Source organism: Nitrosomonas sp. JL21, assembly GCF_009833095.1.
Classification (GTDB): Bacteria; Pseudomonadota; Gammaproteobacteria; order Burkholderiales; family Nitrosomonadaceae; genus Nitrosomonas.
The window spans coordinates 144,692-158,013 of record NZ_QRCB01000001.1 but is presented as its reverse complement, the minus strand read 5'-3'; the positions used below and the strand labels follow the sequence as shown (position 1 = coordinate 158,013).

General features: G+C 50.9%; 12 protein-coding genes. 3 read left to right on the top strand and 9 right to left on the bottom strand.

Translation table 11 applies throughout. The annotated features are described in order from the left end of the window. Positions 1-68: 68 nt before the first annotated feature. Positions 69-1,994: an ATP-binding cassette domain-containing protein gene (locus ABF87_RS00720; protein ID WP_160827207.1), complete on the bottom strand. Its 1,926-nt coding sequence runs from the start codon at positions 1,992-1,994 to the stop codon at positions 69-71. Positions 1,995-2,008: 14 nt separating this feature from the next. Between ABF87_RS00720 and ABF87_RS00715 the strand changes: the two genes are divergently transcribed. Then, positions 2,009-2,158: a hypothetical protein gene (locus ABF87_RS00715; protein ID WP_160827206.1), complete on the top strand. Its 150-nt coding sequence runs from the start codon at positions 2,009-2,011 to the stop codon at positions 2,156-2,158. A gap of 19 nt (positions 2,159-2,177) precedes the next feature. Here ABF87_RS00715 and ABF87_RS00710 read toward each other — a convergent pair whose 3' ends face one another. From ABF87_RS00710 to lnt, 8 genes are all read right to left on the bottom strand, one after another. Continuing rightward, a complete protein-coding gene (locus tag ABF87_RS00710; RefSeq protein WP_160827205.1) occupies positions 2,178-2,603 on the bottom strand; it encodes an Hsp20/alpha crystallin family protein in 426 nt (141 codons plus the stop codon). Positions 2,604-2,806: 203 nt separating this feature from the next. Beyond that, positions 2,807-3,457, bottom strand: coding sequence for a hypothetical protein (locus ABF87_RS00705; RefSeq protein WP_160827204.1), 651 nt, complete (start codon positions 3,455-3,457; stop codon positions 2,807-2,809). A 108-nt stretch (positions 3,458-3,565) separates the two neighbouring features. Further along, positions 3,566-4,321 carry a SprT family zinc-dependent metalloprotease gene (locus tag ABF87_RS00700; RefSeq protein ID WP_164503097.1) on the bottom strand — a complete coding sequence of 252 codons (756 nt, stop codon included), beginning with the start codon at positions 4,319-4,321 and terminating at the stop codon, positions 3,566-3,568. After that, positions 4,261-4,998: a lysophospholipid acyltransferase family protein gene (locus tag ABF87_RS00695; protein ID WP_164503096.1), complete on the bottom strand. Its 738-nt coding sequence runs from the start codon at positions 4,996-4,998 to the stop codon at positions 4,261-4,263. The genes ABF87_RS00700 and ABF87_RS00695 overlap by 61 nt, the downstream gene beginning before the upstream one ends. Next, positions 4,995-5,534 (bottom strand): D-glycero-beta-D-manno-heptose 1,7-bisphosphate 7-phosphatase, encoded by a 540-nt coding sequence (gmhB, locus tag ABF87_RS00690; protein WP_160827202.1) that lies wholly within the window; start codon positions 5,532-5,534, stop codon positions 4,995-4,997. The genes ABF87_RS00695 and gmhB overlap by 4 nt, the downstream gene beginning before the upstream one ends. A gap of 3 nt (positions 5,535-5,537) precedes the next feature. Next, complete coding sequence (gene glyS, locus ABF87_RS00685) at positions 5,538-7,658, bottom strand: glycine--tRNA ligase subunit beta (RefSeq protein WP_160827201.1); 2,121 nt, start codon at positions 7,656-7,658, stop codon at positions 5,538-5,540. Continuing rightward, the gene (gene glyQ / locus ABF87_RS00680; RefSeq protein WP_164503095.1) at positions 7,655-8,581 is read right to left on the bottom strand and encodes a glycine--tRNA ligase subunit alpha; all 927 of its coding nucleotides are present in this window, start codon (positions 8,579-8,581) and stop codon (positions 7,655-7,657) included. The genes glyS and glyQ overlap by 4 nt, the downstream gene beginning before the upstream one ends. Before the next feature lie 42 nt (positions 8,582-8,623). Further along, positions 8,624-10,120, bottom strand: coding sequence for an apolipoprotein N-acyltransferase (gene lnt, locus ABF87_RS00675; RefSeq protein WP_160827366.1), 1,497 nt, complete (start codon positions 10,118-10,120; stop codon positions 8,624-8,626). A 389-nt stretch (positions 10,121-10,509) separates the two neighbouring features. Between lnt and ABF87_RS00670 the strand changes: the two genes are divergently transcribed. Continuing rightward, positions 10,510-12,252, top strand: a complete 1,743-nt coding sequence (locus ABF87_RS00670; RefSeq protein WP_160827200.1) for a tetratricopeptide repeat protein — start codon at positions 10,510-10,512, stop codon at positions 12,250-12,252. Between the two features lie 128 nt (positions 12,253-12,380). Beyond that, entirely contained in the window at positions 12,381-13,148 is a 768-nt protein-coding gene (minC, locus tag ABF87_RS00665; RefSeq protein ID WP_160827199.1) for a septum site-determining protein MinC, read from the top strand. Positions 13,149-13,322: the final 174 nt, after the last annotated feature.

Here is a 13,322-nt window from a genome sequence, read left to right as displayed (position 1 = left end):
GCGCCCGATTTGGTCAATGAATAGTGTAAGCATGTCCATGTTGTTTATGGGGAAATTGACTGCAAGAACTAACTTTTGATAACCGATTTTGCTTCCAATTCTTCCCATCGTGTGAGGCAGTCAGTCAATTCTTTTTCGATTTCAGCAAAACGGGCTTGCAATGTTTTTACTTCATCTGGATGATCACGATAAATCGTTGGCTGATTCAGGCGCATAACAATATGCGCTTGCTCCTGCTCCAAACTCTCAATTTTACCCGGTAATGCCTCAAGTTCGCGTATTTCCTGGTAACTCAGTTTCTTGACGCGAGATGGCCGGGGTGATTTAGAACTGCCGACGAGCGAAGTCGCTGACTGCTTCGATACTAGCTTCTCGTCGTTGATAGTATCTTCAAAATGTTTCGCACGAATCCAATCTTCATAGCCGCCGATATATTCACACAATTTTCCATTTCCTTCAAATGCGATTACTTGTGTGACCACATTATCCAGGAATTCACGATCATGACTTACCAGAAACAACGTGCCGGTATAGTCCTGCAACAGGGCCTCGAGCATTTCAAGCGTTTCGATATCGAGATCATTGGTCGGCTCATCCAGAACCAGCACATTTGCAGGGCGGGTAAACAGCCGGGCGAGCAACAGCCGGTTACGCTCGCCACCTGAAAGTGATTTGACGGGAGACCGGGCACGTTCCGGCGCGAACAAAAAATCTTCCAGATAACTGATCACGTGCTTGCGCTTGCCGTTAATCTCAACAAAATCCGATCCTTGGCTGATCGTATCCGTCAACACCATGTCTTCATTGAGTTGCTCGCGCATCTGGTCAAAATAGGCTACCGACAATTTAGTGCCTTGCTGAATTGTGCCCGAATCAGGCTGCAATTCGCCTAGAATCAATTTCAGCAATGTCGATTTACCGGCTCCATTCGGGCCCAACAGTCCTACCCGGTCACCGCGCATGATACGACACGAGAAATCCTTGATGATGACTCGATCACCATAGTTTTTATTGACATGCTCGAGCTCGGCGACCAGCTTACCCGAACGCTCCCCGACATCCAGATTGATACTGACTTTACCGAGCCGATCCCGCCGCGCGGCCCGCTCCAAGCGCAGCGCCTCCAATCGCCGCACTCTGCCTTCATTGCGGGTGCGCCGCGCCTCGACTCCCTTGCGTATCCAGACTTCTTCCTGAGCCAGGAATTTGTCGAATTTCTGCTGATGAATGGACTCAACCTCAAGCATCTCGGCTTTTTTTAGCTGAAAATCAGAAAATTTACCTGAAAAACTCGTTAGATTGCCGCGATCCAGTTCGATGATTCGCGTCGCCACATTATCCAAAAAGCGCCGATCATGGGTAATGAACAACACGCTGCCCGCGAAACCTTGCAATAACGTTTCCAGCCATTCTATCGACGAAAAATCAAGATGATTGGTAGGCTCATCCAGCAGCAATACATCCGGCGATACCACCAGCGCACGCGCCAGCGCCACGCGTTTTTTCAAACCGCCGGAAAGATGTTCAATCCGAGTATCCGCCGGCAAGTTCAGTTTGTCGATCACGGTTTCAATGGTGGCCTGAAAATTCCAGCCATTCTCGGCTTCCAAAGCGCTCTGCAACTCTTGCAATTGCGCCAGCAATGTTCCGGTATCCTCTCCCGCTTCGCTCAGTGCATGCGAAACGTCATGATAATCGAGCAATATCTGACTGATGTTCCCCAATCCATTCGCCACTTCCTCATACACGGTACTTATCGGATTCAATAACGGTTCTTGCGACACATACCCCAATCTTAGGTTCGGCGCCCGCCACAGCTTGCCATCATCCAACTTCAGCTCGCCGGCAACAGCGCGTAATAAACTGGACTTACCTCCGCCATTTCTACCGATCAGGCCCACGCGCTCAAACGGATCAAGCTGCAAGCTGGCATGATCAAGCAGCGCATGATGGCCAAAAGCCAAACATGCATTTTCCAAGGTAATAAAAGGCATTTATAAGATCTAACGTGAACAAATCAGATGAAAAGGAAATGTACTGGGATGCTTTTCAGCGCAACCCAAAAAGTTGGCCATTTTGTCATGCTTTAGGTAGCTTTGAGAAGCAAAAATCAAACACAAACAAAAATGGAGCTCAAAGCTCCATTTTTGCGCCATGATCTGATTTCTGCAACCGGATCATTCACCGGCCGTGACATTGATCTTTTTCGGTTGAACAGCCTCGCGCTTCGGTATCACGACTTCCAAAACGCCATGTTTCGAAGCAGCCGAGATGGCTTCAGAATTGGCCGTATCCGGCAAACTGAAACGCCGGTAAAAGGAACCATACGTGCGCTCAACCCGTTTATAGCCATCTTTTTCTGTTTGCGCTTCAGATTTCTTTTCACCTTTGATCGTCAATACGCCATCTTCCATGCTGATATCGATTTCCTCAGGCTTGACACCAGGAATGTCCGCATGAATGACGAATTTATCCGCCTCTTCCTTGATATCCACCGCAGGCGCCCACTCCGCTGTTGCGGTGGAACCTTCGGCAACGTTCCGTTCCAATTCTCTTTGCAGCTGGCTCAGCAACCCCCAGGGTTCATAACGTGTAATGGCCATAATACGATTCTCCTCATTGATTAAAAAAGTACCACGCGTTTAATCGATCAACGCCTCATTCAATCTCATTGCTCAATTTTCGGATGCGGCGTTCTTTACAGTTACAAAAACAAGCTTCAGGAACCGATATAAGGATGATTCAATTTTTTTCAAGCCGATGCGGAAGGAAACACTAAAAATACGAACATGACCTAAAACAGCAATCATTGCGCAGCATGCCGCCGCAACCTCACGAATATCGCCAGCGGTACCAACAGTAAGAGCACAATCCAATACCAATGCCGTTTGAGCCCTTCCGACCAATTCGACTGGATATCCACATTCGCTTCTGCGAGCTCCAGAATTTTTGCGCCTACCTGGGCATCATCCTTCGTCAATAAATGCAATTGGAATTTCAATACTTGATCGCCCGATGACTCGGGCGTCACCCGCCAACGCCAACTCGCCGTGCCCCCATACACTGAAACAGGATCAAGCGGCCCGGTTCGATCGATCTCAAAATCCTCACCGAGGATTTCAGCGCGCATGTTCGGTGCAATCACGCCAGTAATCCCGAGAATCGACGTGCCTTCAGAGGCGGTGGTAATGAGCTCGTTCAAAAATTTGACCAGATGTTTCGTCTCCAGATTCAGAGCCACATCAAAGCTTTCATATTGCCTGGCCGACGATGGCATCGTGACGACGGCACTATCGACCGGCAATTTCATGACTACCGGATTAGATGGCCGCTTACCCGACATGAAATGCAGAAATGAATTAATTGAAAACGGCACGATCAACAATACCAGCAGTAATGCCGCCGGCATGATCAAATTAAAATTAAGCCCGGATGATTCCGGCTCTGAGTTGCGCATGATTTTCTCCCAGGGTGTAGTCATTCATGGGGCAAATCATATCACTCCCAGAAAAGAAACCGAGTAAATTGGATATTTTGAGAGTGCCAATAGCGAGCCGAATCGAAATTATTTTATGCTGTACTTTCTGAGCTCTTTTCGTCCCGCCCGGCAATTCGGAAACACCCTCTCCACCACCTGCCAAAACGCCTGCGAATGATTCATCTCAATCAAATGCGTCAGTTCGTGCGCGACGACATAATCCACCAAATGCAGCGGTATCTGAACCAAGCGCCAATTGAGACTAATGAGTCCACGGCTGTTGCAACTGCCCCAGCGCGTGGCAGCGTTCGACAAACGAAACGAAGGCGCAGGTAGACTCAGGGCTTGGGCGTAAATATCGATGCGTTGCTTGAAACAGGTAATCGCTTGCTGTTGGTACCAGCTCATCACGAATTTTTCGACCTGGTGCGGCGTCAATTCGATCGCCGGTCCTTTCATAACGTTATCCCCGCAATACGGGAGCATCGTGATTTCACCGGACGATTGCAATGTCAGACGCCACGGCTCGCCAAGCAACGGAAAAATGGCATCCTGCCGCCATTCCAAGGAAAGGTTTTTTTTATTGCTCCACAGATCAAGCTTTTGGGTGATCCATTCGGCTTTTTTCTGCAGAAAACCATCGATTTGAGGAAGCGCAGCATGCAACGGCGCGCTGATCCGCAGTCCGCGATGATCGATGCATAAGCCGATCGATCTGCGCCTGCTCCGCGTCAGCGTATAAGCGATTGAGCGGCCACAAATGAGGGTTTGTACCTGCACGGCTACATTTTTTGCGGATGCGGATGCCGAAGGCTGATCTGCTGCATTTCGCTTTCGATCCATGTTTCCACTTGCGCGTTCAATTCTCCAGCTTCCATTCCTGTCGGGTCGATCGGTTTGCCGATACTGACGGTCACCGTACCCGGCAATTTAACGAACGAATTGCGTCCCCATAATTCTCCGGCATTATGCGCCACCGGTACCACCATGGTGTTGGTATGGGTTGCGAGCCAAGCGCCACCGATGCGATACTTGCCACGCTGCCCAGGCGGAATGCGCGTGCCTTCTGGAAAGATTACGATCCAGAATCCTTGCTGCAAACGATCCTTGCCTTGTTCGACGATTTGCTCCAGCGCTTTTTTGCGGGCGCTGCGATCAATCGCAATCGGGCTGGTCATTGCCAAACCCCAACCAAAAAACGGGATACGCAGCAACTCCTTTTTCAGCACCCAGACCTGCGGTGGAAAAATTTTCTGAAAAGCCAGCGTCTCCCAGGCCGATTGATGCTTGGAAAGCACGATGCTCGGCGTAGTCGGAATATTTTCGGCGCCGAGGATGTGATAGCGGATGCCGCATACATGCCGCAACAGGAACAGCATGATGAACGTCCAACTGGACGTCACGCGATAACGATGCTGCGGGGATAACGGAAAGCAAGCCAACGTGACCAGTGCGTACGGTGGCGTAATCAGGATTTGCAGCAACATGTATACCGTCGAACGGACAAATGCCACGATCATGCTTCCCCGACCAGTGTATCGACTGCCGCCGCCAGATTCTCAAACACCTGGGTATTGGCGGGAATATCCGGGTGAGCGTGGGTGGTCTGACCATTGCCGGTCAGCACCAGGATGGGTATTGCACCGACCGCGGCTGCAGCCTGCAAATCCTTCAATGAATCGCCAACGATAGGCACAGTTTTCAACGTCACGCCATAGCGTTGCACGATTTCATCAAACATGCCGATGGCCGGTTTGCGGCAGGTACACTGATCAGCGCTGGTATGCGGACAAAAGAATATCGCATCGATACGCCCGCCCATCTGATTGACGGCCTTATACATCTTGTCATTGATCGTGTTGTACGTGGCCATATCGAGCAGCCCCCGCCCAATGCCTGATTGATTGGTGGCGATCACGACACGATAACCGGCATGCGTCAGCCGCCCGATCGCCTCGAGGCTGCCCGGAATAGGTTTCCATTCCTCCGGGGTTTTGATGAAAGTATCGCTGCTTTGATTGATGACCCCTGCCTGGTCAAGAATGATCAGCTTCATCGGTTAATTGACCGCCAACTTGGAAATATCCGCGACGCGGTTCATGGTGTGATGGAGCTGCGCCAATAACGCCAATCGATTATTGCGCAATGACGCATCGTCAACATTCACCATGACATGATCAAAAAAATCATCCACCGGTGTTCTCAAGGCCGCCAATATTTGCAGCGACCCGGTGTAATCGCCGGCTGCAAACGAGTCTTCCGCCTTCGGCAGCAGCTCCGTCAACACCTGATGCAATGCCTGTTCTGCAGGCTCTTTCAGCGTACTGGCATCAACCGTGGCGGGAACACTGCCTTCCGCTTTCTTCAGGATGTTGCCGACCCGCTTGTTGGCTGCCACCAAGCTGACCGCCTCCGGCAGTGCGGCAAATGCCCGCACGGCAGCGAGACGTTTGGGAATATCACTAATTAGTTGCGGATTCAGACTGAGCACCGCATCGACTTCCTGGGCGGTGTAGCCTTGGTCGCGCAAGTAGCTAGTGAGACGTTCGTAAATGAATATTTGTAAATCAGCTAAATCAGGCATTCCACTTGTATCGAGTTCTAAAGGATCAAAAATTTCTTCCTTCACTAGATTGATCAATTCATTCAACTGAAGCGGTAAGTCTTTCTCGATTAAAATCCTTATAACGCCCAATGCATGTCGCCGCAACGCAAACGGATCTTTGTCACCGGTAGGGATTTCACCGATGCCGAACATATTCACCAGCGTTTCCAATTTATCCGCGAGCGCCACGCATACTCCGACTCGATTGCGCGGCAATTCATCGCCGGCAAAACGCGGTTTGTAATGATCTTCGATGGCAAACGCAACATCATCGCTTAAACCTTCATATTGCGCGTAATAGCGTCCCATAATGCCTTGCAGTTCGGGAAATTCACCAACCATGTCGGTCAGTAAATCCGCCTTCGCTAACTCAGCAGCACCATAAGCCGGATCAGCCAGCGCATTTCCACCCAATTTTTCACCAATCAGAGTTGCGATGTCGCGAACATAATTCATGCGACGACCTTGCGTACCGAGTTTGTTGTGATACACCACCCTATCCAGTTCCTGCACACGCGACTTCAACTCCCGCTTGCGATCCTGATCGAAGAAAAACTTGGCGTCGGCCAGGCGCGAGCGAACCACGCGTTCATTGCCGGCGATGATCTGAGCTGGGTCGGCGGGCTGGATATTGGCCACCAGCAGGAACGTATTGGCAAGTTTTCCTTGCGCATCGAGCAACGGAAAATATTTCTGATTGGCTTTCATGGTCAGAATCAGGCATTCCTGCGGCACATGCAAAAATTCGGCATCGAATTGGCCAACCAGCACATTGGGATGCTCGACCAGCGCAGTCACTTCATCCAGCAGCGCATCGTCGTCGATGAGCGTGAGTTTCTGCTGTGCAACGGCAGCAGCCAATTGGCGTGCAATTTCCGTACGGCGCTCGGCAAAATGAGCGATCACAGCGCCTTCTACCGCAAGTTGCTCAGCGTAGCTATCCGCATTGTGCAACACGATCGGATCAACTTTCGCTTCAAAGCGATGGCCCTGTGTTTCGCGTCCGGCTTGCAAGCCGAGCACGCTGACCGGCACGACATCGGCGCCATGCAACGCAATCAGCGCATGCACCGGGCGCACGAAATCGACGCTCTGCCAGCCATCTGCCAACTGATAAGTCATCACCTTGGGAATCGGCAACCGGCCGATTGTTTCCTGCACGGCTTTTTGCAGACCATCGGTCAATGAAATGCCCTTGACCGTGCTATCCCAGAACAAGGTTTCGGCTTTGCCATCCATGATGCGCTTGAGTTGCGGCACAACCGACGCATCCGCACCCAAGCTCGCCAGTTTTTTCAGCAGCGGCGGTGTGGCTTGACCGTGCGCATCCAATCCGACCGCCACCGGCATCAATTTCTGGGAAACCGGTTTATCCGCTGCCTGAGCAGCAACGTTGGCGATATGCACCGCCAGCCGTCTGGGGGTGGCGTACGGCGTAATCGCTGCATCGGACGCGATCAATCCTTGCGCTTTCAGGCTAGCGGCGAGTAGCTCGGAGAAACTCGCACCCAATTGTTTCAACGACTTAGGCGGCAGCTCTTCCACCAGCAATTCGACGAGCAGGTTTTTGGTCATGATGCGATTTCCTGCATATCAGGCATTTGCGAGACCCATTCACGACGCGCCAGCGGGAACGGCGGATTGAGGTTTTTGCGGCTGTCGTAATAGGCTTTCGCCACCTGCCGCGACAGGTTGCGTATACGGCCGATATACGCCGCGCGCTCGGTCACTGAAATAGCGCCGCGCGCATCGAGCAGATTGAAGGTATGTGCCGCTTTCAAGACTTGCTCGTAGGCCGGCAACGCCAATTGCTTTGCGATCAGATGATTGGCCTGCGCTTCATATTTGCTGAATGCCAGAAACAGAAATTCGGTATCGCTATGTTCAAAGTTGTAGGTCGACTGTTCCACTTCGTTCTGATGATAGACATCGTGATAGGTCAGACCCTTGGTCCAGGTCAGGTCAAACACGCTTTCAACCCCTTGCAGATACATGGCCAGACGCTCCAGGCCATAGGTAATTTCTCCGGTGATGGGCCTGCAATTGATACCGCCGACTTGCTGGAAATAGGTGAATTGCGTGACTTCCATGCCATTCAACCACGTTTCCCAACCCAGCCCCCAAGCACCCAGTGTCGGATTTTCCCAATCGTCCTCGAGCAGGCGCACATCGTTTTGCGTCAAGTCAAACCCCAGTTCACGCAGCGAATCGAAATACAACTCGAGAATATTCGCCGGTGCCGGTTTCAGCACCACCTGGAATTGATAGTAATGCTGCAAGCGGTTCGGGTTATCGCCATAGCGCCCATCCTTGGGCCGGCGCGAAGGCTGCACATACGCGGCCTTCCATGGTTCGGGGCCGATTGCACGCAAGAACGTGGCGGTATGGCTGGTGCCGGCGCCGACTTCCATATCGTAGGGCTGCAGGATCGCGCAACCTTGTTTGTCCCAATACTGCTGAAGAGTCAGAATGATTTCCTGGAACGTGAGTATCGCCATGAAAAATTGAATTGAGTTGTCATCAAAAAAGTTAGCCGAATTTTACCGGGTTTTACCTCTACCGCGAAAGGCGGACATCAATCCCAACGTCAGAATCAACCCGGCAAGCACCAATAGCACAAAATTCCCAGTGCGCACATACGGCGTGGCGCCGCTGAATCCCTGTGCCCATCCGTGCAATGCGGCAGTGGTGAAAATTTCTATGGTTTGCAACACCTTGCCGCGTTCATCGATGATCGCCGTCACGCCGGTATTGGTGGCACGCAACATATAGCGGCCGGTTTCCAGCGCACGCATCTGCGAAATCTGCAAATGCTGCTGCGGCCCGATCGAGCGCCCAAACCAGGCGTCATTGCTGACGTTGACCAGCAGCGTCGCCTGCGGTAACTGCAGAATGATTTCTTCGCCGAACACATCCTCATAACAAATATTGACTGCCACTCGCTGTCCGGCAATGTCCATGGGCTGCTGATCCAAGCCGCCGCGCGAGAAATCCGCCAACGGGATTTTCAGCACATCGATCACCCAGCCAAAAATAGGCTTCAACGGAATGAATTCGCCAAAGGGCACCAAGTGATGCTTGCGGTAGTGCTGTTCCGGCGCAGAACCGAAACTGAACATCGTGTTGTAATAATCGTCTCCACCATCAACCGTGCGTTCGGCCAGGCCAATCAGCACATCGCCATTATTCTTTTTGGCATGTTCAGACAAATAGGATAAATAGGTCTTCGGCATGACGTCGCTGAACAACGGAATCGAAATTTCCGGCGTGACAATCAAGCGGCTATCACTGGCCAGAATCAGATCGGCATAGGTTTTCATGGTATTCTCGAGATGGTCCTCGCGCCATTTCAAATCCTGCGCGATATTGCCCTGCAACAGGCTGACACTGACCGGCTCACCCTCCGGCTTGACCCATTCGATCATCTGCAAACCGAAGCCGCTCAGCCAGATCAGCACCAATGGCAGACCATAACGCCAATTCTTGAAGCCTTTCTCAAAGCATATGAACAGCAGGGCGGCACTCAACACCAGCAACAGCGAAATCCCATAGACGCCAACCAGCGGAGCATAGCCCACCAAGGGGCTATGCGGTGCCTGAGAATAACCGACGGTCAACCAAGGGAATCCTGTGAACAGCGTACCGCGCAGCCACTCGCAGAGCATCCACGAAGCCGCAGCCACCAGCGCCCATAGGAAAAACGAACTGGGCTGCAATCTGGCGAGCAACCAACTGCTCAGAGCCGGAAATAACGACAAGTAGGCACACAGGACGATCAACGCAATGACGGCTGTATGCACCGGCATTGCGCCGAAATCATGCAGGCTGACGTAAATCCATGTCACCCCCGCAGAGAATAATCCCATACCGAAGCAAAACCCCCACCATGCGGCTTGCCGGGGCGTTCGGCTGTGATAGCAAAAACCGAGCAAGATCGCCAGGGTAATGACTGGAACGGGAAAAAAATAGAACGGCGCGAACCCAAGTACGGTCAGCATGCCCAATAAAAAAACAACGATCGGTTTGATATGATTCAGATTCACGGATCAACGCCAAAGTAATCGATGGAATAAAATCAGCGATGCCAATACTGCCCATACTGGCGGCACCGCTGCTTGTTCAATAGTATGTCATTATGAACTTTCGTGATGTAATACTGTTCTGACCAGCTTGTCAGGCAGTCGCCTATCATAAATTAATCAGCCTCTGATGGGCGCTCGATCTGATGTTATTTTTTATGAGCATGCAGCAAACTAGGAACTAAATAATTATTTATTCACTTTATTGTCCGTATAAAAGTAGAATATGCTCACGACTGGGCGCACGAACGGATCAAGAAATGATCGCACATTGCGCAATCAAATTTCTCGGAAGGCTATAAAATCGTTGTATTTTTTCCTATATTTGAAAAACAATTGGATTTTTCATGACATTTAAAATTCTCTGCATGGCGCTACTGCTTGGATTAGCTGCCTGCGCACAGACTCCCATCAAAGAAAACCTCAATACTGAAGAAACAAAAGAGTCTGCGGAGCAGGACGATACCAGTCAACTCAACTTACCCAAGCAAGAACTCACTGCCCCTATTCTATTTGATTTCTTGGTAGGTGAGACCGCTTTGCAGCGAGGCAATCTGGACATTGCGATGAATCGCTATATCAAGCTGGCTAAGAATACGCGCGATCCGCGAATTGCCAAACGCGCCAGTGAAATTGCGCTCCATGCCGGCAATGCTCAGGCGGCGGAACAAGCCACCACGCTGTGGCTCGAGCTTGATCCGGAATCCGCAGAAGCGCGCCAGACCATCGCAGCGTTATTGGTCAATCTCGGCAAATTGGACGCCGCCCGTCCACATTTGGAAAAATTACTCGCGTCCGAAAAAGACGGTGTCGGCACCGCCTTCATGCAGCTCAATCAACTGCTCTCGCGCAACCCCAATAAAGCCGCCACGTTGAAATTAGTTCAGCAGCTTTCTCAGCCCTACAAGGATTTGCCGGAAATCCATTTTGCCATTTCTCAGGCTGCATGGTTTGCCAATCAGCATCAGCTTGCTTCGGAAGAAATGCAACGCGCGCTGGCGTTGCGCCCCGACTGGGAGATTGCCGCGATCCACAACGGCCGGATTCTGCAACGCGTCTCTCCGGCCAATGCGAATGAGTTCTATCGTGATTATCTGACCAAGTACCCTGCGGCCTATGAAGTCAGGATCGCCTATATCCGGCAATTGATCAATGATGGCGCGTTGGAGTCGGCGCAAGAACAGTTGCAGTTTCTGATCGACAAGGATTCTCAGGATCCTGAAATCGTATTGGCCATCGGCCTTCTGGCGGCAGAAATGGGCAAGCTCGATATTACCGAGTCAAGCTTTAAGAAAGCGTTGCGGCTGGATTATAAAGACCCCAGCGCGATCCACTTCCATCTGGGACAAATCTATGAAGAAACCAAACGTTTCGATCAAGCAATGGAGTCTTATCAACTGGTCAAAAGCGGAGCGCGTTACTTGCCGGCACAGATTCGCTATGCCGATCTGCTGGCGCTGAAAGGCAATCTGCAAGAAGCCCGTGAAAATCTGCATAAACTGCCCGCATCGAACGATCAGCAAACCGCCCATTTGATCCTGGCGGAAGCGCAGATGCTGCGCAGAGTCAAAGCTCATCAGGAAGTATTTGACATATTGAACGATGGATTGAAGAAACTGCCCGATTATCCGGAATTGCTTTATGATCGGGCGCTGGCAGCCGACAAGCTGGGTAAGTTCAAGATACTGGAACAGGATTTACGCAAGCTGATCAAACTGAAGCCGGACAGCGCTCATGCCTACAATGCGCTGGGATACAGCCTTGCCGAACGGGGATCTCATTTGCCCGAAGCACTCAAATTAATCAAGAAAGCCGTCGAGCTTTCTCCGGAAGATCCCTACATCATGGATAGCCTCGGTTGGGTTCACTATCGCATGGGTAATCTCGTCGAAGGTTTGAATTATTTGAATCTGGCCTTTGCTGCACGCCCCGATGCCGAAATTGCCGCGCATCTGGGAGAGGTTCTGTGGATGAAAGGCGCCAAGGAAGATGCTAAAAACATCTGGCGATTTGCATTGGAAAAAGACCCGGACAATGAAGTGTTGCTTGAAACCTTGCAACGCTTCATCAAAAAGAAAGCCATCGATTAGTCGGGCATGGGAATAATGCAATCACATATTTGATGCAAAAAAACATCACTTGGCAGTACAATGACCCGGCTCGATCACGATCGTCGAACTCATCCAACTCCTTATGAGTAGCGAAAAAACCTCCAAAAATGCCTAATACTAACCCTGTACTCGAATTCAAGAGCAGTACCTTTTTTGCGCCTATTCTGATTCTGTTCAAGAATGACATGATCGCAATCGAAGAATCATTACAGGAAAAAATCAATTTGGCACCGGAGTTTTTCAAGGATTCCCCCCTTATCATCGATTTACGGGAACTGAATAAGCACCAGCAGGATTTCGATTTTGCACAGATCGTACAGATGGTTCGCAAAGTCGGTTTTTTCCCGGTGGGTATTCGTGGCGGCAGTGAACAGCAAAACATGCAAGCGCGCGCACTGTCCATTCCAGTGGATGCGGGTCGAGACCAAGGCAACTCAGCCCCACTGGGCGAACCGCAAAAACAGGATCTGGCTCAACAACCGGCCGCGCAACCAGAAACAACTGTCGCCCATGAACCGCCTTCATCTGCTGCAGTGCCTCCACCCGCTGCTGCCACGATGTTGATTACTCAGCCCATCCGCTCCGGCCAGCGCATCTACGCGACCGGCGACTTGATCATCCTGTCGCAAGTCAGCGCTGGGGCTGAAATAATGGCTGAAGGCAATATACATGTCTATAATACCCTGAGGGGACGGGCGCTGGCCGGAGTGCATGGAAATACAGCCGCGCGGATATTCTGCTTCGATTTGCAGGCTGAGCTGATTTCAATCGCCGGTGATTATAAAACCAGCGAGGATCTGAATAAACAAACTCACGACGGTCCTGTGCAAATTTATCTGCAAGATCACGCATTGATCATCAAGGAAATTGCTTAAAAAAGCTCTGAACACAGGAACGAGCGATGGTCAGGCAAAGCATCATCGGGTGAAAAAACGCAATCTTTTAAGGATATATCAGCATATTGAGCGTGATTTCAAACCACGGCCGTATTCAATCGAGTCGAATGCAGCAGTCTTCAGCGTTTTTTAAAGAATATACATAGCTAAGGA